The organism is Curtobacterium sp. USHLN213 (assembly GCF_037144815.1).
Lineage (GTDB): Bacteria > Actinomycetota > Actinomycetes > Actinomycetales > Microbacteriaceae > Curtobacterium.
On record NZ_JBBCYQ010000004.1, the window covers coordinates 332,725 to 357,421 of the forward strand.

At 71.0% G+C, this 24,697-nt stretch carries 23 protein-coding genes; 13 read left to right on the plus strand and 10 right to left on the minus strand.

Annotation, left to right across the window (positions count from 1 at the left end; translation table 11 throughout):
- Window positions 1-160: 160 nt before the first annotated feature.
- From rpoC to WFH25_RS08100, 6 genes are all read right to left on the minus strand, one after another.
- On the minus strand, window positions 161-4,042 hold the full coding sequence (gene rpoC, locus WFH25_RS08075) for a DNA-directed RNA polymerase subunit beta' (protein ID WP_070417663.1): 3,882 nt from the start codon (window positions 4,040-4,042) through the stop codon (window positions 161-163).
- 42 nt (window positions 4,043-4,084) lie between these two features.
- On the minus strand, window positions 4,085-7,573 hold the full coding sequence (rpoB, locus tag WFH25_RS08080) for a DNA-directed RNA polymerase subunit beta (protein ID WP_070417662.1): 3,489 nt from the start codon (window positions 7,571-7,573) through the stop codon (window positions 4,085-4,087).
- Between the two features lie 390 nt (window positions 7,574-7,963).
- Window positions 7,964-8,491 carry a hypothetical protein gene (locus WFH25_RS08085; RefSeq protein WP_229085556.1) on the minus strand — a complete coding sequence of 176 codons (528 nt, stop codon included), beginning with the start codon at window positions 8,489-8,491 and terminating at the stop codon, window positions 7,964-7,966.
- 348 nt (window positions 8,492-8,839) lie between these two features.
- Entirely contained in the window at window positions 8,840-9,499 is a 660-nt protein-coding gene (locus tag WFH25_RS08090; protein ID WP_336697337.1) for a response regulator transcription factor, read from the minus strand.
- A complete protein-coding gene (locus tag WFH25_RS08095; protein WP_336697338.1) occupies window positions 9,496-10,731 on the minus strand; it encodes a sensor histidine kinase in 1,236 nt (411 codons plus the stop codon). The genes WFH25_RS08090 and WFH25_RS08095 overlap by 4 nt, the downstream gene beginning before the upstream one ends.
- Complete coding sequence (locus tag WFH25_RS08100) at window positions 10,728-11,237, minus strand: hypothetical protein (RefSeq protein WP_336697339.1); 510 nt, start codon at window positions 11,235-11,237, stop codon at window positions 10,728-10,730. The genes WFH25_RS08095 and WFH25_RS08100 overlap by 4 nt, the downstream gene beginning before the upstream one ends.
- A 133-nt stretch (window positions 11,238-11,370) precedes the next feature.
- Here WFH25_RS08100 and WFH25_RS08105 point away from each other — a divergent pair, with 133 nt between their 5' ends.
- The 6 genes from WFH25_RS08105 (at window position 11,371) to WFH25_RS08130 (ending at window position 16,660) form a co-directional block, all read left to right on the plus strand.
- Entirely contained in the window at window positions 11,371-12,213 is an 843-nt protein-coding gene (locus WFH25_RS08105) for a spermidine synthase (RefSeq protein WP_092385318.1), read from the plus strand.
- Window positions 12,214-12,339: 126 nt separating this feature from the next.
- Complete coding sequence (locus WFH25_RS08110) at window positions 12,340-13,095, plus strand: hypothetical protein (protein WP_336697340.1); 756 nt, start codon at window positions 12,340-12,342, stop codon at window positions 13,093-13,095.
- Window positions 13,096-13,230: 135 nt separating this feature from the next.
- A complete protein-coding gene (locus WFH25_RS08115; protein WP_070417655.1) occupies window positions 13,231-14,073 on the plus strand; it encodes a hypothetical protein in 843 nt (280 codons plus the stop codon).
- The gene (locus WFH25_RS08120; RefSeq protein ID WP_336697341.1) at window positions 14,070-14,561 is read left to right on the plus strand and encodes a SprT-like domain-containing protein; all 492 of its coding nucleotides are present in this window, start codon (window positions 14,070-14,072) and stop codon (window positions 14,559-14,561) included. Before WFH25_RS08115 ends, WFH25_RS08120 begins: the two co-directional genes overlap by 4 nt.
- Before the next feature lie 47 nt (window positions 14,562-14,608).
- Window positions 14,609-15,304 carry a CGNR zinc finger domain-containing protein gene (locus tag WFH25_RS08125; protein ID WP_070417654.1) on the plus strand — a complete coding sequence of 232 codons (696 nt, stop codon included), beginning with the start codon at window positions 14,609-14,611 and terminating at the stop codon, window positions 15,302-15,304.
- A gap of 105 nt (window positions 15,305-15,409) precedes the next feature.
- Entirely contained in the window at window positions 15,410-16,660 is a 1,251-nt protein-coding gene (locus WFH25_RS08130) for an Nramp family divalent metal transporter (protein WP_229085561.1), read from the plus strand.
- 15 nt (window positions 16,661-16,675) lie between these two features.
- Here the strand turns inward: WFH25_RS08130 and WFH25_RS08135 are convergent, their stop codons facing one another.
- Window positions 16,676-16,978, minus strand: a complete 303-nt coding sequence (locus tag WFH25_RS08135; RefSeq protein ID WP_070417652.1) for a DUF427 domain-containing protein — start codon at window positions 16,976-16,978, stop codon at window positions 16,676-16,678.
- Between the two features lie 54 nt (window positions 16,979-17,032).
- Complete coding sequence (locus WFH25_RS08140; RefSeq protein ID WP_336697342.1) at window positions 17,033-17,641, minus strand: 2-phosphosulfolactate phosphatase; 609 nt, start codon at window positions 17,639-17,641, stop codon at window positions 17,033-17,035.
- Between the two features lie 96 nt (window positions 17,642-17,737).
- Between WFH25_RS08140 and WFH25_RS08145 the strand changes: the two genes are divergently transcribed.
- From WFH25_RS08145 to WFH25_RS08160, 4 genes are all read left to right on the plus strand, one after another.
- Complete coding sequence (locus WFH25_RS08145; RefSeq protein ID WP_071295193.1) at window positions 17,738-18,370, plus strand: GNAT family N-acetyltransferase; 633 nt, start codon at window positions 17,738-17,740, stop codon at window positions 18,368-18,370.
- A 70-nt stretch (window positions 18,371-18,440) separates the two neighbouring features.
- Complete coding sequence (locus tag WFH25_RS08150) at window positions 18,441-18,932, plus strand: hypothetical protein (RefSeq protein ID WP_070417649.1); 492 nt, start codon at window positions 18,441-18,443, stop codon at window positions 18,930-18,932.
- A 118-nt stretch (window positions 18,933-19,050) separates the two neighbouring features.
- Window positions 19,051-19,620 (plus strand): DUF1684 domain-containing protein, encoded by a 570-nt coding sequence (locus WFH25_RS08155; RefSeq protein WP_071295230.1) that lies wholly within the window; start codon window positions 19,051-19,053, stop codon window positions 19,618-19,620.
- Window positions 19,621-19,630: 10 nt separating this feature from the next.
- Window positions 19,631-19,990: a GntR family transcriptional regulator gene (locus WFH25_RS08160; RefSeq protein WP_071295229.1), complete on the plus strand. Its 360-nt coding sequence runs from the start codon at window positions 19,631-19,633 to the stop codon at window positions 19,988-19,990.
- Between the two features lie 135 nt (window positions 19,991-20,125).
- On the opposite strand, the gene WFH25_RS08165 is transcribed toward WFH25_RS08160, so the two are convergent.
- A complete protein-coding gene (locus WFH25_RS08165) occupies window positions 20,126-20,950 on the minus strand; it encodes an endo alpha-1,4 polygalactosaminidase (RefSeq protein WP_336697343.1) in 825 nt (274 codons plus the stop codon).
- A gap of 273 nt (window positions 20,951-21,223) precedes the next feature.
- Here WFH25_RS08165 and WFH25_RS08170 point away from each other — a divergent pair, with 273 nt between their 5' ends.
- Both WFH25_RS08170 and WFH25_RS08175 read left to right on the plus strand, forming a co-directional pair.
- The gene (locus WFH25_RS08170; RefSeq protein ID WP_336697344.1) at window positions 21,224-22,831 is read left to right on the plus strand and encodes a DEAD/DEAH box helicase; all 1,608 of its coding nucleotides are present in this window, start codon (window positions 21,224-21,226) and stop codon (window positions 22,829-22,831) included.
- Window positions 22,832-22,952: 121 nt separating this feature from the next.
- Complete coding sequence (locus WFH25_RS08175; protein WP_070417647.1) at window positions 22,953-23,156, plus strand: CsbD family protein; 204 nt, start codon at window positions 22,953-22,955, stop codon at window positions 23,154-23,156.
- Window positions 23,157-23,236: 80 nt separating this feature from the next.
- On the opposite strand, the gene WFH25_RS08180 is transcribed toward WFH25_RS08175, so the two are convergent.
- Window positions 23,237-23,779 (minus strand): NUDIX hydrolase family protein, encoded by a 543-nt coding sequence (locus WFH25_RS08180; protein WP_070417646.1) that lies wholly within the window; start codon window positions 23,777-23,779, stop codon window positions 23,237-23,239.
- An 85-nt stretch (window positions 23,780-23,864) separates the two neighbouring features.
- On the opposite strand from WFH25_RS08180, the gene WFH25_RS08185 reads away from it, so the two are divergent.
- Complete coding sequence (locus WFH25_RS08185) at window positions 23,865-24,482, plus strand: alpha/beta hydrolase (protein WP_336697345.1); 618 nt, start codon at window positions 23,865-23,867, stop codon at window positions 24,480-24,482.
- The last annotated feature ends 215 nt before the right edge of the window (window positions 24,483-24,697 follow it).

Genomic DNA, 24,697 nt, shown 5'->3' on the forward strand with positions numbered 1-24,697 from the left:
TGACGGAGGCGCAGCCGAGGACGACGGAGAGCGTCGCGAGCGAACGGGCTGACGTGACGCGTCTTTCATGTCACAATATCAGCGAACGCGCAGTGGGGTGTACCAATGGGAACGGCCCCCGCATCCGAGGATGCGGGGGCCGTTCCGGTGAAGCTCAGGCTCAGTTGTAGGTACCCGGCGTGAAGTCGTCCGACGAGAAGCTGTCGAAGTCGACGAAGCTCAGGTCGGCGTCCGAGAACGACGAGTCGTCCGCGAAGATGCGGTTCGGGTACCGCTCCGCCTTCGCTTCTTCCGTCGCGTTCACGTCCACGTCGCGGTACCGGCTGAGGCCCGTCCCGGCGGGGATGAGCTTACCGATGATGACGTTCTCCTTGAGGCCGACGAGGTGGTCCTGCTTGCCCTCCATGGCCGCCTGCGTGAGCACGCGGGTGGTCTCCTGGAAGGACGCGGCGGACAGCCACGACTCGGTCGCGAGGGACGCCTTCGTGATGCCCATGACCTCCTGGCGAGCGGAAGCGGTCTTGCGACCCTCCTGCAGCGCCGCACGGTTGAGCTCGTTGTACCGCGAACGGTCCACGAGCTCGCCCGGGAGCAGGTCGGTGTCGCCGTGGTCGACGACGGTGACCTTGCGGAGCATCTGGCGCACGATGACCTCGATGTGCTTGTCGTGGATCGGCACGCCCTGCGAGCCGTACACGTCCTGCACACCGTTGACGAGGTGCTTCTGGACCTCACGGACACCCTTGACGCGGAGGACTTCCTTCGGGTCGACGGTGCCGGCGATGAACTGCTCGCCGAGCTCGACGTGCTGGCCGTCCTCGATGAGGAGCGTCGCACGCTTCAGCACCGGGTAGATGAACGGCTCGTCACCGTTGTCCGGCGTGAGGATGATGCGACGGCCCTTGTCGGTGTCCTCGATCGTGGCGCGGCCAGGGGCCTCGGCGATCGGGGACGCACCCTTGGGGGTACGCGCCTCGAAGAGCTCCGTGACACGCGGCAGACCCTGGGTGATGTCGTCGGCCGAGGCCGAACCACCCGTGTGGAAGGTACGCATCGTCAGCTGGGTACCGGGCTCACCGATGGACTGGGCGGCGATGATGCCGACCGCCTCGCCGATGTCGACGAGGTTGCCCGTGGCGAGCGAACGGCCGTAGCACTTCGCGCAGACACCGACGCTCGACTCGCAGGTCAGGACCGAGCGCACCTTGATGCTCTCGACACCGGCCGCGAGCAGCTTGTCGATGAGGACGTCACCGACGTCCTCGCCGGCCTCGGCGACGACCGTGCCCTTCGCGTCCACGGCCGGGGTGGCCAGGGTGCGGGAGTACACGGTGTTCTCGACGCGCGGGTCGCGCACGAGCTTGCCGTCGGCGCCCACGGTCGCGATCGGGAGCTCGAGGCCCCGGGTCGTGCCGCAGTCGTCCTCGCGGATGATGACGTCCTGCGAGACGTCCACGAGACGACGGGTGAGGTACCCGGAGTCCGCGGTACGGAGCGCGGTGTCGGCAAGACCCTTGCGAGCACCGTGCGTGGCGATGAAGTACTCCGCCACGGTCAGGCCCTCGCGGTACGAGTTGATGATCGGGCGGGCGATGATCTCGCCCTTCGGGTTGTTCACCAGACCACGCATACCGGCGATGTTGCGGACCTGGAGCCAGTTACCACGAGCACCGGACGACACCATGCGGTTGATGGTGTTGTCGACCGGGAAGTTGTCGCGCATCTCCTGCGCGATCTCGTTCGTGGCTTCGGTCCAGATCTTGATCAGGTCGGCGCGACGCTCGGCGTCGGTGATCAGACCCTTGTCGAACTCGCCCTGCACCTTGGCGGCCTGGACCTCGTAGCCCGCGATGATCTCCTTCTTGCGAGGAGGCGTCACGACGTCGGAGAGCGCCACGGTCACACCGGAGCGCGTGCCCCAGTAGAAGCCCGCGTCCTTGATCCGGTCCAGCGCGGCGGCCGTCTCGGTCTTGGAGTAACGCTCGGCGAGGTCGTTGACGATCGCGGAGAGCACGCCCTTGTCGGTGACCTTCTGGACGAACGGGTAGTTCGCCGGGAGGGTCTCGTTGAAGAGCGCACGGCCCAGGGTCGTCTCGAGCAGCACGGTGTCGCCCTGCTCGTAGCCCTCGGGTGCTTCACCCTCGGCGAAGTGGACGTCCGCCATGCGGATCTTCACGAGCGCGTTGAGGTGCAGCGTGCCCTGGTCCTTCGCGAGGATGGCCTCGGCGACGGAGGAGAACGCACGGCCTTCACCCACGGCGCCCTCGCGGACGGTCGTGAGGTGGTGCAGACCGATGATCATGTCCTGTGCGGGCAGGGTCACCGGACGGCCGTCGGACGGCTTCAGGATGTTGTTCGAGGCGAGCATCAGGATGCGGGCCTCGGCCTGGGCCTCGACCGACAGCGGCAGGTGCACGGCCATCTGGTCACCGTCGAAGTCCGCGTTGAACGCAGCACACACGAGCGGGTGGAGCTGGATGGCCTTGCCCTCGACGAGCTGCGGCTCGAACGCCTGGATGCCCAGACGGTGCAGCGTCGGCGCACGGTTCAGCAGCACGGGGCGCTCGCGGATGATCTCCTCGAGCACGTCCCACACCTGCGGACGCGAACGCTCGACCATGCGCTTGGCCGACTTGATGTTCTGCGCGTGCGACAGGTCGATCAGGCGCTTGATCACGAACGGCTTGAAGAGCTCGAGCGCCATCTGCTTGGGCAGACCGCACTGGTGCAGCTTCAGCTGCGGGCCGACGATGATGACCGAACGGCCCGAGTAGTCGACGCGCTTGCCGAGCAGGTTCTGGCGGAAACGACCCTGCTTGCCCTTGAGCATGTCGCTCAGGGACTTCAGGGCGCGGTTGCCCGTACCCGTGACCGGACGACCACGACGACCGTTGTCGAACAGCGCGTCGACCGCTTCCTGCAGCATGCGCTTCTCGTTGTTCACGATGATCTCGGGGGCACCGAGGTCGAGCAGGCGGCGGAGACGGTTGTTGCGGTTGATCACACGACGGTAGAGGTCGTTGAGGTCACTCGTGGCGAAGCGGCCACCGTCGAGCTGCACCATCGGGCGCAGCTCCGGCGGGATGACCGGCACGACGTCGAGCACCATCGCGGCCGGCGAGTTGCCGGTGGCGAGGAAGGAGCTGACGACGCGCAGACGCTTGATCGCGCGGATCTTCTTCTGGCCCTTGCCCTCGGCGATCTGCAGGCGCAGCGCCTCGGCCTCGGCGGCCAGGTCGAACGCCTCGAGCCGCAGCTTGATCGCCTCGGCGCCCATGTAGGCGTCGAAGTAGATCCCGAAGCGGTCCTGGAGCTCGTGGAAGACGGCGTCCTCGGGCTTGAGGTCGCCCACCTTGAGGTTGCGGAAGTCCTCCCACACGCGCTCGAGGCGGGTGATGTCCTCGTCGAACGACTTGCGGACCTGGGACATCTCCTTCTCGGCGGTGTCCTTGGTGCGGCGCTTGACGTCGGCCTTGGCGCCCTCTTCCTCGAGCGCTGCGAGGTCGTCCTCGAGCTTCTTGAGGCGGTCGGCGATGATCGAGTCGCGCTGCCCCTCGAGGTTCTTGATCTCGAGGCGCATCTCGTTCTCGAGACCCGGCATGTCCGCGTGACGGCCCTCTTCATCGATGTCGATGATCATGTACGCCGCGAAGTAGATGACCTTCTCGAGGTCCTTCGGCGCCATGTCGAGGAGGTAACCGAGGCGCGACGGGACGCCCTTGAAGTACCAGATGTGCGTGACGGGCGCGGCGAGCTCGATGTGGCCCATGCGCTCACGGCGGACCGAGGACTTGGTGACCTCGACGCCGCAGCGCTCGCAGACGATGCCCTTGAACCGGACACGCTTGTACTTGCCGCAGGCGCACTCCCAGTCGCGGGACGGACCGAAGATCTGCTCGCCGAACAGACCGTCCTTCTCGGGCTTGAGGGTGCGGTAGTTGATGGTCTCCGGCTTCTTGACCTCGCCGTACGACCACTGGCGGATGTCCTCGGCCGTGGCGAGACCGATCCGCAGTGCGTCAAATGAAGTTGCTTCGAGCAATGTTCTTCTCTCTAGCTGGATTCGTTACGAGTACGGGCGGGATCAGATGTCGTCGACGGACGACGACTCGAACCGCGAGGAGATGTTGATGCCGAGCTCTTCAGCGGCACGGAAGACCTCGTCGTCCGTGTCGCGGAGGCTGACCGCCTGGCCGTCGGCCGAGAGGACCTCGACGTTCAGGCAGAGCGACTGCATCTCCTTCATGAGGACCTTGAACGACTCCGGGATACCCGGCTCCTGGATGTTCTCGCCCTTGACGATCGCCTCGTAGACCTTCACGCGGCCGAGGATGTCGTCGGACTTGATCGTCAGGAGCTCCTGGAGGGCGTAGGCGGCGCCGTACGCCTCGAGCGCCCACACCTCCATCTCGCCGAAGCGCTGTCCACCGAACTGCGCCTTACCACCCAGCGGCTGCTGCGTGATCATCGAGTACGGACCGGTCGAACGGGCGTGGATCTTGTCGTCGACCAGGTGGTGCAGCTTGAGGATGTACATGTAGCCGACCGACACGGGCTCCGGGAACGGCTCGCCGGAGCGGCCGTCGAAGAGCTGCGCCTTGCCGGACGAACCGATCAGGCGCTCGCCGTCGCGGTTCGGGAGGGTCGAGTCGAGGAGGCCCTCGATCTCGCGCTCGTAGGCACCGTCGAACACCGGGGTGGCGACCTTCGTGCCGGGCTCCGCGCTGCGGGCGGCCTCGGGGAGGGCAGAAGCCCACTCCTGGATGCCCTCGACGTTCCAGCCCTGCTTCGCGAGCCACCCGAGGTGGATCTCGAGGACCTGGCCGAAGTTCATGCGGCCGGGGACGCCGAGCGGGTTGAGCACGATGTCGACGGGGGTGCCGTCGGCGAGGAACGGCATGTCCTCGACCGGGAGGATGGTCGAGATGACGCCCTTGTTGCCGTGACGACCGGCGAGCTTGTCACCCGCGGTGATCTTGCGCTTCTGGGCGATGTACACGACCACGCGCTGGTTGACGCCCGAGCCGAGCTCGTCGTCGCCGTCCTGCGAGTCGAACACCTTGACGCCGATGATCGTGCCCTCTTCACCGTGGGGCACCTTGAGCGAGGTGTCGCGGACTTCGCGCGACTTCTCGTTGAAGATGGCGCGGAGGAGGCGCTCTTCGGCGCTGAGCTCGGTCTCGCCCTTCGGCGTGACCTTGCCGACCAGGATGTCGCCGGGGCGGACCTCGGCACCGATGCGGATGATGCCGCGCTCGTCGAGGTCGGCCAGGAGGTCCGGGCTGACGTTCGGGAGGTCGCGGGTGATCTCCTCCTTGCCGAGCTTCGTGTCGCGGGCGTCGACCTCGTACTCCTCGATGTGGATCGAGGAGAGCGTGTCGTCCTTCACGAGGTTCTGCGACAGGATCATCGCGTCCTCGTAGTTGTAGCCCTCCCACGGCATGAACGCGACGAGGAGGTTCTTGCCGAGCGCGAGCTCGCCGTTCTCCGTCGCGGGGCCGTCGGCGATGACCTCGCCCTGCTCCACACGCTCACCGGCCGAGACGACCACACGGTGGTTGTAGCTCGTGCCCTGGTTCGAGCGGTCGAACTTGCGCAGGTAGTAGGTCTGCGTGCCGCCCTCGTCGAGCTGCAGGGTCACGGCGTCGGCCGAGACCTCGGAGACGACACCGGCCTTGTCGGCGGTGACGACGTCGCCGGCGTCGATGGCGGTGTAGCCCTCCATGCCGGTGCCGACGAGCGGCGACTCGGAGCGGAGCAGCGGGACAGCCTGACGCTGCATGTTCGCACCCATGAGGGCGCGGTTCGCGTCGTCGTGCTCGAGGAACGGGATGAGCGACGTCGCGACCGACACCATCTGGCGCGGGGAGACGTCCATGTAGTCGACCTCGTCCTTGCCGACGAGCTCGACCTCGCCGCCCTTCTTCCGGACGAGCACCTTGTCGTCCTGGAAGTGGAAGGAGTCGGTGAGCGGGGCGTTCGCCTGCGCGACGACGAAGTCGTCCTCTTCCGAGGCCGTGAGGTAGTCGATGGTCGTGGTGACCTGACCGTTCACGACGCGACGGTACGGCGTCTCGATGAAGCCGAAGGAGTTGATCCGACCGAACGACGCGAGCGAGCCGATCAGGCCGATGTTCGGGCCTTCCGGGGTCTCGATCGGGCACATGCGGCCGTAGTGCGACGGGTGGACGTCACGGACCTCGACGCCGGCACGCTCACGGGACAGACCACCCGGGCCGAGGGCCGAGAGGCGACGCTTGTGCGTCAGACCCGCGAGCGGGTTGTTCTGGTCCATGAACTGCGACAGCTGGGACGTCCCGAAGAACTCCTTGATCGCGGCGACGACGGGGCGCACGTTGATCAGGGTCTGCGGCGTGATCGCCTCGATGTCCTGCGTGGTCATGCGCTCGCGGACGACGCGCTCCATGCGGGACAGACCGGTGCGGACCTGGTTCTGGATGAGCTCGCCGACGGCGCGGATGCGACGGTTGCCGAAGTGGTCGATGTCGTCCACGTCGAGGCGCAGCTGCACCGGCTCGCCGTCACGGACACCGTCGAGCGTGGTCTTCTCGGCGTGCAGCGAGACCAGGTACTTGATCGTGCGGACGATGTCCTGCACGGTCAGGACCGAGTCACTGAGCGGCGCGTCGATGCCGAGCTTGCGGTTGACCTTGTAGCGGCCGACCTTCGCGAGGTCGTAGCGCTTCGGGTTGAAGTAGAAGTTGTCGAGGAGCGCACGCGCGGCCTCGGCGGCGACCTGCTCGCCCGGACGCAGCTTGCGGTAGATGTCCTTGAGCGCCTCTTCCTTGGTGAGGATGGCGTCCTTCTCGAGGGTCGACTCGATCGAGGCGAAGCCCTGGAACTCGTCCATGATCTCTTCGCTCGTCATGCCGAGCGCCTTGAGGAACACGGTGACCGACTGCTTGCGCTTGCGGTCGATGCGCACGCCCACCTGGTCGCGCTTGTCGATCTCGAACTCGAGCCAGGCACCACGCGACGGGATCACGCGGGCGGAGTAGATGTCCTTGTCGGAGGTCTTCTCCTGCTGACGCTCGAAGTACACGCCCGGCGAGCGGACGAGCTGCGAGACCACGACACGCTCGGTGCCGTTGATGATGAACGTGCCGCGCTCGGTCATGAGCGGGAAGTCGCCCATGAAGACGGTCTGCGTCTTGATCTCACCGGTCATGTGGTTCATGAACTCGGCGTTGACGTAGAGCGGGGCAGCGTAGGTCTTGCCACGCTCCTTGCACTCGTCGATCGAGTACTTCGGGTCCTCGAGCTCGGGCGACGTGAAGCCGAGCTGCATGGTCTCGCCGAGGTCCTCGATCGGGGAGATCTCCTCGAAGATCTCCTCGAGCCCGGAGTGCAGTGCGAGGTCGGTGCGACCCTGCTCCTGGCCTTCGGCGAGGCGGGCCTTCCAGACGTCGTTGCCGACGAGCCAGTCGAAGCTCTCCGTCTGGAGTGCGAGCAGATCAGGAACCGTGAGGGTGTCCGTGATCTTGGCGAACGAGAGTCGCGAGTGGTTGCGACCGTTCTTGGGGTTGGTGGATGCGTTGGGCGCAGCAGCCAAGGGTTTGACCTCCGGTAGGCCCCGTCGGGCCGGTACTGACGAGCAGCACGTAGGTGAGTGGATTGACGCTTCAGCGCACCCCTCGAAGACACGCGATCACGCGACGGCCGGTGAGCTGTGCACGTGTGCGATGATCTGGGTGGACGGGACCCGCCGACATATACGGGACCGGCACCACCAGGGCACGTTCTGGAAGAACGCTGCGTCGACCGCAATATGACGACACGGATGCCAGGGAGCGCGAACTGCCATCATAGGTCGGGCTCGTCGCGGATGTCCAGTCCTGGCTTGACCGAATTCGGCAGTGCCGTGTATAAGCCGGTGGACAGCGTGGGTATTCCCTGCTCCGCAGCTCGGCCACGCCCGCCAGCGCAGGACGCGCAACGCCCGTCAGCGCAGGGCGCGGAACGCCGCCTCGGGCTGCCGCGTCCGCACGAACGTGACACGTCCGCGGTCGTCGGTGAACTCGATCCCGAGCCCCGGCGTGAGGATGAGCGCGCGGACGCCGCGTCCGATCCGGAGCCCGATGCCGCCGTACGTCGACGCGTCCGCCTCGACGAGTCGCACGTCGGTGATCCGGTCGCGGGCGATCCGTCGCGCGGGCAGCGGCCGGAAGTGCAGGACGACGTGGCTGTCCGTCACCGTCCACCCCGAGCGGGCGACGAGGAGCAGGAACCCGACCGCGACGCCGACGAGCGCCGGCACCAGCAGCGCCGTCTCCGGAGCGTCGCCCGGCCATCCGAGCACCGCTGCGGTCAGCCCGAGCCCGCCCACCAGCAGGACCGCACCCACCGCACGCATCCAGGTCGGCGCGTGCTCGCGCTCGGTGTGGGTGGACGGACGGGAGGCGCGGGTGGCGACCGCGGGACGGCTCGCGGTGGCGCGGCGGTACGTGGGCACGCTCATGGTGTCGGTCATGCGGGTCGACTCCTCGTGGGATCGGGTCCGTTCGTGCTCATATTTTACATAGCGCACGCAATGTGTTCAATGGTCACGGCGGGCGGACCACGGGCGGCGCGCAGGAGAGCGGGGAGCCCGGCGCACGCCGACGGCGCGCACACGAGGGGCAGTGGGGGTGCCGGACGGTCGCGCCGCGGTCACGAACGGGGTGCGGAAGCGCGCGAGGTGTGGGGCACTGCGCGGATCGACGCACCGAGGTGACGACCCGGTGAACGGTAGGCGACGACCCTTGGCGTCCGCTGGTGGTGCATGTGCACGCATTCACCTGCGCCGGGTGGACCGGCCGGTCGGGACCGCGGACCCGGGTCAGCGCAGGACGAGGGCGACGGCCTCCGCGCGGGTGCGGACGCCGAGCTTCGTGAACACCTGGTTCACGTAGGACTTCACGGTGGGCACGGTGAGGAAGAGCTCGGCGGCGATCTGCGGGTTCGACCGACCCTCGGCGATGCGCCCGAGCACGTCCGCCTCGCGCGGGGTGAGCGTCGGGAAGCGCGCACGGAGCGACTCGATCGGGTCCGGCGTCGCGACGGGCGCGGGCACGGTGCCGCCGGCCAGCTGGGCGACGAGCCGGGCGCCCACGGTGGCGTCGAACGTCGACTGCCCGGACGCCACCGCACGGATCGCCGTCGCGATCTCGCCACGGCCGGCGTCCTTGGTCAGGTACCCGCGCGCGCCGGCCCGCAGCGCGGTCAGGATCGACTCGTCGTCGGCGAACGTGGTGAGGACGAGCACGGCGACCCCGGGGTGCCCCTCGGTGATGCGCGCCGTCGCCGTCGGGCCGTCGACGCCGGGCATCCGGAGGTCCATGAGCACGACGTCCGGGGACTCCCGCTCGACCGCGTCGACCGCCTCGGCGCCGTCCGACGCCTCGCCGACGACCTCGAGGTCGTCCACGAGCGAGAGCACCGTCACCAGCCCGTCGCGCACGATGGCCTGGTCGTCGACGACGAGGACGCGGATGGTCACGGGCGGTCCCCCTCGGCGGCCAGCTCGTCGACCGGCAGGTGCATCGCCACGACGAACTCGTCGTCCGACCGGTCCGCCTCGACTGCGGCGCCGCTGCCGAGCTCCGCGAAGCGTTCGCGCATCCCGAGCAGACCGTGGCCGCCGCCGGACAGCGGGTTCGCGACCACGACGTCCACGGCGTCGCCGTCCCGGATGACGGACAGGGACACGGGACGGCCGGGGGCGTGCCTGCGGGCGTTGCTGAGCGCCTCCCGGACCACCTGGACCACGGCGGCGCGGTGGGCCGCATCGAGGTCGGTGAGCGCCGTGTCGCCCTGCGTCACGATCTCGCCGCCGAACGACCGGTGCGCGTCGACGAGGGCCGCCAGGCCCGTCGCGGGGTCGGTGGTCGGACGGGAGGCACGGTGCGGGACCGCGGACCGGCCCGCGTCCGCCTCGGCGTCGGTCTCGGTCTCGGTCTCGGTCTCGGTCTCGGTCTCGGCGTCGTCCCGCAGGGCGTGCACCGCACGTCGCGCCTCGGCCAGGCCGTCCGCGGCGAGCGCGCGGGCCTCGGCGGCGCGCTTCGTGGCGTCGTCGACGCGGCCGGCCTCGAGCAGGGCCTCGACCGCGTCGAGCTGGAGCACCAGGCCGCCGAGGGAGTGCGCGAGCACGTCGTGGATGTCCCGGGCGGCGCGGGACCGGTCCGCGAGGAGTTCGGCGCGCTGCTGGTCCCGCTCGGCCTCGCGCGCCCGTTCCGCCGCGATGCGGAACTGCCGCCGGCTGAAGCCGATGAGGACGCCCAGGAGCATGCCGCCGCTCGTCCCGAGGACGAACTGGACCGAGGCGTGCTCGATCGAGGCGGACACCGCGACGACCACGATCGCGGCGAGTGCGGCGACGGATGCCGCCCAGACCGGGACGCGGAGGTTCGCGCCGAGCAGGACGATCCCGACGATCACGGGGACGATCATGAGCGAGTCCGTCGGCACCACCGTCAGGGTGCCCGCGGCGATCATCAGGACCCCGGCGACGACGAGGAGCCGGGGTGTGCGACCGAACTCGCGGAGCGCCCACGCGGCGAGCGCCACCGCGCCGAGCACCCACACCCACGCGGGGTGCTGCAGGGCGATGCCGTTCTTCACGAACCAGAACGCGACGATCGCGATGCCGAGGGCGTTGAGCCCCCAGGCGGCGCCCGAACGGGACCGGCCTCCGGGGAGGTCGGTCTCGTCCTGGCCGGTCAGCAGGGTCACCGGACCATCATGCCGCGCGGCTGGCGGTCGCCGCGGGGGATGCGGCCGTCGATGACGACGGCGCGAGCGGCGCGGTTCAGTGCGAGGACGAGCAGGATCGCGCCGGTCGACGTGAGCAGGTGCGCGCCGAGGTGGCCGCCGAGGACGTCGAGACCGATGCGGACGGCGATGAGGACGAACCAGAGGCCAGCGCCGACGAAGCCCGTGCGGGACTGGATCGTGCGGCCCTTGGCGTCCGGGGTGCCGACCGTGCGGAATCGGGTGATGCTGCCCATGGTCAGGCCGACCCCGATCGTGATGAGCGCCTCGATCCCGAGGAACACGACGTCGGTGGTCGTGATCGTCGCCTTCGTCTGGGCGAGGACGACCACGCCGACGATCGCCATGATGAGCGGCGTGCGCCAGATGCGCGCCGGGTCGAGGTACTGCCAGGTCGCCTGGCGGTACCCGAGGAACGCGACCAGGGCGATGCCGACGAGGATGTTCACGAGGAGCTGGACCGACATGGTGTCCGCCTTCCGAGGAGGTCCGGCGGGCGTCTCCCGGCCGGTGGTACCAGCCTCGATCGACGGCGTCGGCGGGCACACCAACCAGGGGTGGGGACGCGGGTGGTGATCGTGGTGGTGTTCGATTGGTGCCATGGCTGATGCGTTCGACGGGTTCCGGATCGGTGCGGGGTACGCGGTGGTCGAGCCGGACCGGCACCGCCCGGGGTCGTTCACGCTCGTCGTCGACGGGACGCCGCAGTCGCACGTCGACCTCGAGGACCCGACGCACCTGGCGTTCGAGTACATCCGGCGGATCGGGCACGCCATCGACCTGCTCCCGGACGGCCCGGTCACGGCGCTGCACCTCGGCGCCGGGGCCCTGACGCTCCCCCGGTACGTCGCGGTCACGCGGCCGGGCTCGCGGCAGCAGGTCATCGAGCTGGAGCGGGACCTCGTCGACCACGTGCGGGACGCGCTGCCCTTCCCCCGCGGGGCCTCGATCCGGGTGCGGTACGGCGACGCACGCGAGGTCCTCGGCAAGCTCCCCGCCGGGCTGCGGGGCACGGTGGACCTGGCCGTGGTGGACGTGTTCGGCGGCTCGCAGATCCCCGCGCACGTGACGAGCATCGAGTTCTACCGCGAGGTCGCGGAGTTCCTGTCGCCCACCGGCATCGTGGCCGTGAACGTGGCGGACGGGGCCGGGCTCGCCTTTGCCCGGGGGCAGGCGTCGACGCTGCAGGCGGTGCTGCCGTCGGTGGCGGCCGTCGCGGACACCGGGATGCTCAAGGGCCGGCGGTTCGGGAACATCGTGCTGCTCGGGTCGCCGACGGACCTGCCCGTGGCGGACATGCCTCGTCGGTACTCCTCCGACCCGATGCCGGCGAAGGTCGTGCACGGGGCGGAGCTGCGGGCGTTCATCGCCGGGGCGCCGATCGTCACGGACCAGACCGCGGTGGCGTCGCCGGAGCCGAACCGGAGCGTCTTCGGCGGCTGACGCGCGACCGCGGGTCGGGCCGACGGTCGCCGTGCGATCGGGCGGATGCCGCGCACGCGGAGGGTCCGCCTGCCAGGATGGGTCTGAACGACCGCGCAGGTGCGCGACCGAGCAAGGGGATCCCTGATGACGAACGACGACCGGAGCAACGAGGACCGGACGGGCGACGGCCAGGCGCCGAGCTGGGGCGGAGCGCCGCAGCAGCCCGCTCCCTCGGCCGACGAGCCGCGCTACGGCGAGCGGGTCGACCCCGCTCCCGCCTCCACGCCGCAGTACGGTGAGCCGGCCCCGCAGGCCGACGCGCCGCGCTGGGGCGAACAGGCCCAGCAGCACCAGGCCCCGCAGGGCGAGACCCCGCAGTACGGGTCGACGCAGTACGCCGAGCAGCAGGGCCAGTACGGGCAGCCGCAGCACGGGCAGCCCCAGTACGGCCAGCAGCCCTACGCGGCGGCTCCGGCGAGCGCCGGTGCCCCCTCGTGGCAGGGCTACGAGGAGCCGAAGGCCAAGAAGAAGACCGTCGGCGTCATCGCCTTCGTCGTGGCCGTCGTCGCGCTCGTGGTCGGCATCATCGGCGGTGCACTGTTCGGCGGCGTCTTCGGCGGCTCCGAGGCGTTCCGCGAGTCCGTGCAGAACGGCGGGGCGACCCCGAGCGAGTCCGACATCATGGCGCTCACGACGTCGTCGAGCGCCGTCACCGGGTCGCTGCTGTTCTACCTCGGCTCGGCGCTCGGCCTGTGGGCGATCGTGCAGGGCATCGTCGCCGCGGTCACGAAGCGCGGACGCGGCTGGGGTGTCTTCGCGATCATCCTCGCGGTCGTCGCGGCGATCGCGTTCGTGGTGGCGATCCTCATCTCGGCCGTCTCGGCCAGCGGGATGTCCTGACCCGACCAGATCGTCCCGGACGGCCCGTCGTGCACCCGCACGGCGGGCCGTCCTCGTCCCCGCGGGCGACACGAGCGTGACCCCCGTGCGCGTGGCACCGCTCGCTCTCGGGGCGGCGCGGTTACCCTCGAACCGATGTCCCTCCCGCCCGACGACCGCCAGCAGCCCGACCGCACCGACCGCGCCCGGGAACCGCGTCATGCGGCGCCCGTGACGGCCGGCGTGAGCCCCGGCAGCACCTTCGCTCCGATCAGCCTGCGCCCCGCGGTCGACGCCGACGCCGTCCAGCAGCGGCTGCGCGACCTCGGGCAGAGCCGCAGCACCGACGCGCTCGCGGAGCGTGCCGAGCTCCTCCGCCTGCTCGGTCGGCTCGACGAGTCGCTCGTCATCGCCGAGGAGGTCTTCCGCCTGACGATGTTCACGGGGGAGCGCTCCGACAAGGTCTCCGCACGGATCCGTCGCGCGCACGTCCTGCACGACCTCGGGCGGTACGAGCGTGCCGCGACCGAGTCGGCCCTGGCACGGGACACCGCCCGGACCGAGGAGTGGCCGGAGCTCGAGGGCGCAGCGGCCGAGCTCGAGGGCTGGTCGCTGTTCGAACTCTCCCGCTTCGACGAGGCCCGTGCCGCGCTGTCCCGGGCGTACCAGGCGTTCCGCCAGGCCGGTGCGCCGTCGGAGCGCACCGAGGCGCTCCGCACGGCGGTCGAGGCAGCGCTCCGGGCCTCGGTCGCGCAGCCCCCGGCCGAGGACAAGCCGCGCACCGCCCGCGACGTCGCCGCACGTCGCGCGGACGAGGACGAACCGGCCGCACCCCGCGCTCCGGAGCCAGTGCAGCAGACCCCGACGGTGCGCCGCCGGGTCCTCGGTGCGCCGGACGCCGCCCGGACCGAGGCGGACGAACTCTGGGGCCGCATCGCCGCACGTGCCGCGCAGAAGGGCCAGGCCGGACGCGACGAACCCGGCGACGACGAACGGTGACGACGCTCGAGGCCGTCCGGTCCCGCGCCGAACACCTGATGACGGCACACCTCGGGGCGGGCAGCTGGTCGTTCGGGTTCGACCACGCGAAGACCCGGGCGGGCCAGTGCGACTTCGCCCGCAAGCGCATCACGGTGAGCCGCCACCTCGCCGTGCGGTTCTCCGAGGACGACGTCGACCAGGTGCTCCTGCACGAGATCGCGCACGCGGTGGCCGGGGCCCGCGCCGGCCACGGACCCACGTGGCGCCGGACGGCGAAGGCACTCGGCTACACGGGCTCACGCCTGTACGACGGCCCCGTGGCGAGCGAGCTCGCACCGTGGATCGGTACCTGTCCGGCCGGGCACGAGCACTTCCGCTACCGCACCCCGACCCGGCCGCTGGCGTGCGCGAAGTGCTCCCGCCGGTTCGACGCCCGGAACGTCATCACGTGGGAGCGCCGAGCGGCGGAGCGCCGGGCGGCGGAGGCCAGCCGAGCTACCGCATGATGCCGATCGCATGCGGAGGCGCGCCGGTAACCCGTTAGCCTGGGCGGATGCACACGGGGCAGCACATCCGCACGGACACCGGTTCCACGTGGTTCTTCGACGCCGGACGGATCGCCCTCGACTTCGCGCACACCGGCGGCTTCGCCGACGATCCGGACGGTCGACGTCCGCGTGCGCAGCTCGGCGAACTGCTCGCGACACCGGCCGACCTCGACGAGTGGCTGAGCGACCACACCGAGCCGATCGACGTCGGCGCGACCGCCCGCGAGCTGCAGGACGCGCGGGCCCTCCGTGCAGCGATCGCCCGACTGGCCGTCGCCGCGGCTCCGGGTCCGGCCTCGACCGCGGCGGAACGGACCGCGGTGGCTGCCGGCCTCCGCGCCGGGACGGGTCGCACGCGCCCGGCACCGGACGACATCGACACGGTCAACCTGTTCGCCGCGCTGCCGGACGTGCCGCCGAGCCTCCCCGGTGGTCGTCGTCGTGCGGGCGCGAACCGGGTGCGGCTCGCCCAGGCGCTGTCGAGCGTCGCACGGGACGCCGTGGCCCTGTTCACCGAGGTCGGCTTCGACGACGTCGCCGCGGACGGACAGCCGACGCGGTTGAGCCGCTGCTCGGCGGACGACTGCGGCCTCGTCTTCTACGACTCGTCGCGCGGGGGCACACGCCGGTGGTGCTCGATGCAGCGGTGCGGCAACCGGGCGAAGGTGCGGGCGCACCGGGCCCGACGCGCGGCGGTCTGAGCCGACCCGCGCCTCCTGGCCTGCTCGTGGCTCGGACCCGGGCCGATTCGCGTGCGTCACGAAAACAAGGATTCGGCACGCCGAATCCTCTGGCATGCTGTCTGCATGACCGACACCGCTGCCCGTCCCGCCGAGACGACCACGCCTCGGAAGCGCGCGGCCGGCCTGACCCTGCTCGGCCCCGCGTTCGTGGCCGCCATCGCCTACGTCGACCCCGGCAACGTCGCCGCGAACCTCACCGCGGGCGCGAAGTACGGCTACCTGCTGCTCTGGGTCCTCGTCGCCGCGAACGCCAGCGCGGTCGTCGTGCAGTACCTCTCCGCCAAGCTCGGCGTCGTCACCGGCAAGTCCCTGCCGGAGCACCTCGGCCTGCGGATGAAGCGCACGCCCCGGCTGCTGTTCTGGGCGCAGGCCGAGGTCGTGGCCGCCGCGACCGACATCGCCGAGGTCATCGGCGGCGCACTCGCGCTGCACCTGCTGTTCGGGCTGCCGCTGGTCGCCGGCGGGGTGATCACCGGCGTGGTCTCGATGGCGATCCTCACCCTGCAGAGCCACCGCGGCACCCGGACGTTCGAGGCCGTGGTGACGGCGATGCTCGCGATCCTCACGGTGGGGTTCTGCGCCGGGCTGCTGTTCGCGCAGGTGTCACCGGGCGAGCTCGTCTCCGGGCTCGTCCCGCGGTTCGAGGGGTCCGAGTCGGTGATGCTCGCCGCCTCGATGCTCGGCGCGACGGTGATGCCGCACGCGGTCTACCTGCACTCCGCCCTGGCGCGTGACCGGCACGGCGACGTCCCGGCAGGCCCGGAGCGTCGTCGGGTGCTCGTCGCGACGCGCTGGGACGTCGGACTGGCGCTCCTGGTGGCCGGCGGGGTGAACATCTGCATGCTCGTCCTCGCGGCGGCGACGCTGCCCGGGGTCGCCGACACGGACTCGATCCCCGGAGCGCAGCGGGCGATCGCCGAGCACGTCGGCCCGGTCGTGGGCGTGCTGTTCGCGGTGGGGCTGCTGGCGTCGGGGCTCGCCTCGACCTCGGTGGGCTGCATGGCCGGCGCCGAGATCATGAAGGGACTGCTGCACGTGCGGATCCCGCTGCTGGCCCGACGGCTGGTCACGCTCGTGCCGGCCATCGTCCTGCTCGCCGTGAACGCCGACGCGACGATGCTGCTCGTGGTGAGCCAAGTCGTGCTGAGCTTCGGGATCGCCTTCGCGATCGTGCCGCTGGTCGTCTACACGTCCCGCCGCAGCGTGATGGGTGCAGACGTCAACGCGATGACCACCCGCGTCGTCGCGGGGGTCATCGCGTTGGTGATCGTCGCGCTCAACGTGGCGCTCATCGTGCTCACGCTGGCCGGCTGAGCGGGTCGGCGCCGGTTAGTCGACGACGCGCACGCCCTTCCAGAACGCCACGTAGCCCGAGTAGTCCTTGCCGACACGGTCGAACGACGACGGGATGGGCGTCGGGTACGACCAGGCGTTGTCCTGCAGCGCCTGCCCGTCGACGTTCACCGTGTAGTACTGCGTGTCGCCCTTCCACGGGCAGTGGTACTGGGTGGGGCTCTCGGTGAACAGCTCGCTCTTCACGCTCGACGGCGGGAAGTACCAGTTGCCCTCGATCTGGATGAGGTCCTCCTGCGGGGCCTCGGCGATCACGGTGTCTCCGACGACTGCCTTCACGGCACGCTCCTTCGCTCTGCGGTCCGGCGGGGTACCGGATGTGGAGGTCGAACGCTACGCGCGCGAACTCGATTCCCGCAGGGTCTCCAGCTGGCCGTCCACCGCGAGCGCCGCGTGCACGTCGGCCGGACCGAGCGCCGTGGCCGCCTCGGACGCGCTGACCAGGTGCTTCACCGCCCGCCGCAGTCCCGTGTACGCGGCACAGGCGGCCGCCGCCTCGGGCGAGGTGTGGTCGATCCCGACCTCGGCGAGCGCGTCGACGACGGCTCCGGCCGCGAGCAAGTCCTCGACCGCGAAGTCCGGCGCGTCCGGCACGTCCGCGGCCTCGCCCGCCGCTTCCGCGGCGTCGTCACCGGGTGCGTGGTGGCGTCCGGCGGCGACGATCGCGACGACGCAGCGGTCACCGCGTTCGGCCTGGAGGCGCGTCACGCGTTCCGCGACCGCCGTCGCGTTGCCGAGGTGGCCGAGCACGACCTCCGGACCGTCCGGCACCTGCGCGGCGACCGCGCGGAGCGCCCGTCGGCGGGCGGGTCCGTCGTGCGCCGCGGACGCCGGGAGGACGTCGACCCAGACGACCAGATGCGTCCCCGGGGCGATCCGCGCGGCGCCGCCGGTCCCCCATGCGAAGCGGACCTGGTACTTCTCCTGCGTGCGTGCTGCCACCTGCGACACGATAGCCGTCGGCGGGTCCCTGATCCTTTCCACAGGTGCTCCGCCGTCCGGGGTTCGTCAGGGTCGGCGACCGTAGGATCTGTTGCCATGGAGATCGCCCCCGCACCCACCCTGACCGGCGACCGCGTGACGCTCGAGCCCCTCGGCTCCGAGCACGCGGACGACCTGCGGGCGGCGGTCGCGGACGGCGATCTGTGGCGCACCTGGTACACCTCGATCCCCGCTCCGGCGCAGGTCGACGACGAGATCGACCGGCGGCTCGCCGAGCAGGCAGCGGGACGGATGGTGCCGTTCGCGGTGCGCGACCGCCCGACCGGCCGGGTCGTGGGGTCGACGACGTTCCTCAACCCCGACACGGGCAACCGCCGGGTCGAGATCGGTGCGACGTTCCTGTCGCGGTCGACGCAGCGCACGGGCATCAACACCGAGGCGAAGCTGCTCATGCTCTCGCACGCGTTCGACGTCTGGCAGTGCATCGCGGTCGAGTTCCGGACCCACTGGCACAACCTCCAGTCCCGCACGGCCATCGCGGCACTCGGTGCGAAGCAGGACGGCGTGCTCCGGAACCACTCGATCGGCCGTGACGGCACCCTGCGGGACACCGTGGTGTTCTCCGTGATCGCGTCGGAGTGGCCGACCGTGCGGTTGTCCCTCGCCGAACGGCTCCGTCGGCACGACCGCGCCGAGGGTGCTCGACGCCGATCCGCTCGACACGCCTGACCCGGTTCCGTCCGGCACGCCTGCCGCCGGGCCCGCCGGTCGTCCACCGCGCACGAGTAGCGTTCGCGGCATGCACGTGGGCATCCGGATCACCCTCGACGCACCGGTCGAGGCCGTGCGTGACGCCCTGCTGTCCCCGGCGGTGATGGTCGCCGTGACGAAGCCGTTCCTGGTCTACCGGTCGCGCGATCCGCAGGGGTTCCCGGTGCGCTGGGTGCCGGGTGAGCCGCACCCGATCACCGCGAGCGCCTTCGGCGTGGTCCCGAGCGGCGACACGCACGTCGACCTCGACCTGTACGAGGTGCGCGGTGTGCCCGTGCAACGCGACAACGGCGGTGGCACGAGCGGGCTGTTCGGACGGATGTCGATGCAGCACCGGATGGCGACCGTCGACCTCGGGGACGGTCGGACGCTCCTCGTCGACCGGCTCTCGTACCGGATGCGGCCCGCGGTGCTCGGAGTCCTGCTCTGGCCGGGGATGTGGGTGATCTGGCAGTGGCGCGCGCTGCGGATGCGCGCCCTCGCGCCCGGTTGGCGGCGCGCCCGACGAGCCGCGGCCTGACCGCCGGACCCGCGCCGTTCCTCCAGGCAGGGCGTACGCTCGTACCGTGAGCCAGACGCATGAGCCGGCAACCGACGACCGCGTGCACAGCACGCTCGCCACCGTGGACTGGCGGCGGATGACCTTCGACCTGTACCGACGGGTGCGGGCGACGAACGACCCGGAGACCGCCCACGCGCTGTGGCGCGAGACCCGTGACGCGATGTTCGGCGAGCACCCGGCCAGCCCGCTCCTCGACGAGGACGCCCGCGACTTCGAGTCCCTGCCCGTCCCGGACTACGACCCGTCGTGGCGCTTCCGGGCCCGGATCGAACCGGCGGAGCCCCTCGCGATGGACGTCGAGACGGGCACCGACGGCATCGTGCACTTCGACCGGCTCGGCGTCGTGACCCTGGCCGGCATCGGTTCGCTCGACGTGTGGTCGCACGGCGGCTACGCGGGCGGCGTGTTCATCCCGGTCAAGGACTCGAGCGCCGGTAAGGCCCGCGGGACCTACGGCGGCGGACGCTACCTCGTCGACACGATCAAGGGCGCGGACCTCGGGGGCGACGACGGCGAGCTCGTCCTCGACTTCAACTTCGCCTACAACCCGTCGTGCGCGTACGACCCGGCGTGGGCGTGCCCGCTCGCGCCTCCGGGCAACACCGTCGCGGTACCGATCCCCGTCGGCGAGCAGTACGACTTCTAGGGTGGAGCACATGTCGGGTCTCGTCGCGATCGACGCCGGAGGGCGCATCCCGCCGTTCGAGCAGGTCCGGTCCCAGATCGCCGCGCAGATCAGCGCCGGGTACCTCGTGGACGGTGAACGGCTGCCGAGCGTCCGTGGGCTCGCGGACGAGCTCGGGCTCGCCGCCGGGACGGTGGCGCGGGCGTACCAGTTGCTGGAAGAGGCCGGGCTCGTGCAGACCGCACGCGGCGCCGGTACGCGGGTGATCCGACCGGCCGAGGTGCCGTCGTCGGTGACCGATGCCGCCCGTGCCCTCGCTGCCGCCGCACGGGCCGCGGGGCTGTCCGCCGACCAGGCAGCTGCCGCCCTGCGGGACGCCTGGCCCGCCTGAAGCGGACGCGCGCGCTGCGCCGGGGCGCGCCGCGCCGCAGTGTGCGAGGTTCCGCGCGGCGTGCGATGCCGCGCGCGTCCCACGGCACGTGGAACCTCGCACAGTGCCGCGGCCTTCCGCGTCCGGCGCGCTGCGTCAGCAGCGCTCGAACACGTAGTCGTCGCTCGACGGCGTCACGAGGTCCCGGTCGCGGAGGATCGTCATCGCCGGCCGCTTCGCCGAGGCACACACCGACGACCACGGCTGCTCGCTGTTGTCCGAGTACTCGACGTCGATGACCCGCTTGCCGTACGCCTTCGTGTACTCGCCGCACTCCTGGTAGACGAAGCACTCCTCGGCGACCACGAAGTCGAAGCCGGTCTGCTTCCGCCCGGACGCCCCGAGCTGCGGCGTGTTCTTCTGCCCGACCGCGAGCCCCTCGCCGTGCCCGAGACGGACGAGCGCGGCGGCGAGTGCGAGGTTCCCGGACCGCGTCAGCTTCCCCTTCGAGCGCGTCCACGAGTCGAGGTTGTCGAACTCGACGGCGTCGAACCCGCGATCAGCGCACCGGGCGACGGACTTCGTGAGGACCCGCACGATCGTCGCGCGCTTCGCAGCGGTCGTCGTGTCGAGCAACATCTCGTCCGGCCAGCCCGGGTCGGACACCGGCTTGCCCGATCGGTCGCGGAGGATCGCCGTCGGGTGGTCCCGCTTCCACATCGCGGCGTCCTCCGGCTGGGTCTGGAAGCCGTTGACGTAGCAGATCGAGTACTTCCCCGTCGCTGGTCGTGCGGTGCTGTCGCGCTCGACGATCGTGACACCTGCCGGAGGCGCGTACGAGCCGCCCAGCTGGTAGTCGGGGACGCCCGAGGTGGGCAGGTTCCGGTACGACGCGGCGGGCACCGCGGCGGCGCACGACGCCGTCCCCAGGACGGCGACGAGGGCCGTCGCGACGGTCAGCAGGACGGTTCTGGTGCGCACCGGTGCATCCTCGCACGAGCCGGCGGACACCTCGGCCTGGGGGATCCGACCCGCGCACGCTATGCTGGACGTACTCGAGGCGCCGATCGCCTCGTGCGTCGTACGGACGCCCCCGAACTCCCGGTCCACGGACCGATGATCGAGCACCTCCCGAAGGTGCCAGGCTTCTCTGCTGCGGCGACTGCGCCAGCCACACCCGTTGGCGCGCATCCCGCCCGCGCGCTGCCTCGCAAGCGCGACCACAGCCGGAGCACTCCGGTTGGAAAGGTCACCATGACCAACGAAGACATCCGTTTCTCCGACCTCGGCGTCCCCGCGCCGATGGTCGCCGTCCTCGCCGACCAGGGCAAGGAGACCGCGTTCCCCATCCAGGAGGACACGCTCCCCGACTCCCTGCAGGGCAAGGACGTGCTCGGCCGTGGCCGCACCGGCTCCGGCAAGACGATCGCGTTCGCGATCCCGCTCGTCGCCCGCCTCGCCGCGAGTGGCCGCAAGCGCCGCGCCGGCCGGCCCCGTGCCCTGGTGCTCGCCCCCACCCGTGAGCTCGCGACCCAGATCGACGTCGCCCTCGCCCCGCTCGCCAAGGCCATGGGCCTGAACACCACGACGGTCTTCGGCGGCGTCGGGCAGGGTCGTCAGGTCGACGCCCTGCGCGGCGGCGTGGACGTCGTCGTGGCGTGCCCCGGCCGTCTCGCCGACCTCATGCAGCAGGGCCACGTCAACCTCGGCGACATCGAGGTGACCGTCCTCGACGAGGCCGACCACATGGCCGACATGGGCTTCCTCCCCGGTGTGACCAAGATCATGCAGGCCACGCCCGAGCAGGGGCAGCGTCTGCTGTTCTCCGCCACGCTCGACAACGGCGTGGACAAGCTCGTCAAGAAGTTCCTGCACAACCCGGTCATGCACTCGGTCGACGAGGCGAACAGCCCCGTCGAGGCGATGACCCACCACCTGTTCGAGGTCGCCGACGCCGACGCGAAGAAGGACCTCGTCCGGACGCTCGCGAGCGGCACCGGTCGTCGCATCCTCTTCATGCGCACGAAGCACCACGCCAAGCGCCTCGCCAAGCAGCTCAGCAGCCAGGGCATCCCGGCCGTCGACCTGCAGGGCAACCTGTCGCAGGGTGCCCGTGAGCGGAACCTCGCGAAGTTCTCCTCCGGCGAGGCCCTCGTGCTCGTCGCCACCGACGTCGCCGCCCGCGGTGTGCACGTCGACCACGTCGAGCTCGTCGTGCACGTCGACCCGCCGACCGAGCACAAGGCGTACCTGCACCGCTCGGGCCGCACCGCCCGCGCCGGTTCGTCCGGTGACGTCGTCACCGTGACGATGCCCGCCGAGCGTCGCGACGTCGCGCAGATGATGCGCGCGGCCGCGATCAAGGTCACGCCGCAGCAGGTCACGGCGAACTCCCTCGCCGTCACGGAGCTCGTCGGCGAGGTCGCTCCGGTCCGCCACGTCGCCCCGGAGCAGCCGGCACAGCAGCAGCGCCAGCCCAAGCAGCGCACCACCGAGTCCGACAACGCGGGCGGCGGCCGTCGCCGTGGTCGCGGCGGTCGCCCCGGAGGCGCGGCGCAGCCCGCGCGCACCGGCTCGGCTTCCGGGTCGTCCGGTGCAGGGCGTCGCGGCGGTCGTCCCGCCGAGGCCGGCGCCGGCGCGTCGACCGGCTCCGCCGGTGGGCAGCGCTCGGGTGCCGCGTCCGGCGGTCGCCGCAGTGGTGGCAGCCGTCGTGCGTCGAGCGACACCGTCCGTGGCGGGTCCGCTCCGGTCTGGTCCTCGGAGGGCGGCTACGCCGCCGGTCGTGGGTCCGGCACCGAGTCGGGCGGCAACCGTCGTGGTGGCTCGCGCCGCGCCTCCCGTCCCGCCGGTTCCGCGCGCTGACCTCTCGATCTCAACCTCCACGCCGCCTGAGCACGGACGCACTCCACGGGCGTAGGTTCTCCTTCACCGGATGCCGCGCGATCGGCTGACGGGGAACTGTCCGCTGTCGGAAGGAGAGCCTATGGCTGGGATCGAAGACGTCAAGAACGCCGCTGCGAAGGCAGCTGGCAAGGCCAAGGAAGCCGTCGGGAACGTGACGGACAACGACCGCCTCAAGGCTGAAGGCAAGACCGATCAGGTCAAGGCCGACACCAAGCAGGCAGGTACGAACGTCAAGGACGCCGCTTCAGGCGTGGCCGACAGCCTCAAGAACGACAACAAGTAAGCCGGTCCAGTACCGCGCTGCGAAGCCCCCGGGTCCGATTCGGATCCGGGGGCTTCGTCGTGTGCGGGTGGCGTCGGCTGCTACATGAGGGCGCCGACCGATGCGAGTCCGGCGCGGAGGAGCGCTCCGCGACCGCCCTCCATCTCGTCGGCGACGGCGTCGGAAGCTGCCTCCATCGGGCTCATCCAGGTCAGCTCGAGGGCGTCCTGCCGGGGCTCGCACGTGCCGGTCACGGGGACGACGTACGCGAGGGAGATCGCGTGCTGCCGTTCGTCCGTGTAGACGGACGCGCCGGGCAGCGGGAAGTACTCGGCCACGGTGAACGGAGTGGGGCTCGACGGCAGCTGCGGGAACGCCATCGGCCCGAGGTCCTTCTCGAGGTGCCGGAACAGCGCGGTCCGGATCGACTCGCCGAACATCACGCGCCCGGACACGAGCGTGCGGGCGATGGAACCGCTCGGGGCGACGCGCAGCAGCACGCCCACCTCGGTGACGACGCCGAGGCCGTCGGTGCGGACGGGCACCGCCTCGACGTAGCAGATCGGCAGTCGACGGCGGACGTTCGCGAGCTCCTCGTCGGACAGCCAGCCGGAGTCGGGGTCGGGGGTGCGCAGCGAGGCCATGCACCGTGTCTACCAGTCACCGCGGCGAGTTCGGCGGAAGGCGCGGGGGTTGGGGATGGTTGATGCGTCAACTACTGTCGTCCACATGATCGATCGCGATGCCGTGCAGTGGACCCGGAGCCCCTCCGAGCGTGCGGGGACCCCGCTGCTCGTGACGATGCACGGGGTGGGGTCGAACGAGCGCGACCTGCTCGGACTCGCCCCGGCGCTGCCGTCCTCGTGGACCATGGCGTCGCTGCGTGCGCCGATGCCGTTCGGGCAGGGGTACAGCTGGTACCCGCTCGGGACGCCGGGCTCCCCGGCACTCGGGCCCGTCGACGAGTCCGTCGCCGGAGTCCTCGGGTGGATCGACTCGGTCGCGGCCGAGCACCCGCGGATCGGGCTGCTCGGCTTCTCGCAGGGTGGGTCGATGGCGCTGCAACTGCTCCGGGCACGGCCTGCTGCGTTCGCCTTCGCGGTGTCGCTGTCCGGGTTCGTCGTGCCGGGCGTGACGGACTCCCGTGACGAGGCCGTCGCCGCCGTCCGGCCCCGGGTGTTCCTCGGGCACGGCGACCTCGACCCGGTGATCCCCGGCGAGGCCACCGCCCGGACGCAGGCGTGGGCGGCGACGAACACCGCCGTGACGGATCGCACGTACGAGGGCCTGCCCCACGCGGTGTCCGCAGCGGAGCTGGCGGACGTGGCCGCGTTCATCGGCGCGTAGGCGCGCTCGGCGCGCGCCCCGCGGCGCGCTCGGCGGGCTCGCCCCGCTTGGTGAGCAGAAATGGTCGGGTCCGACGTGCGGACTCGACCATTGCTGCTCACGATGCGGACGGGAGGCGCGGGGGGCCCCGGGCCCCCCCCACCCCGGCCCGGGGTGGGCCGGGAGGGGGGGGGGGGGGGGGGGGGGGGCGGGGGGGGGGGGGGGGGGGGGGGGGG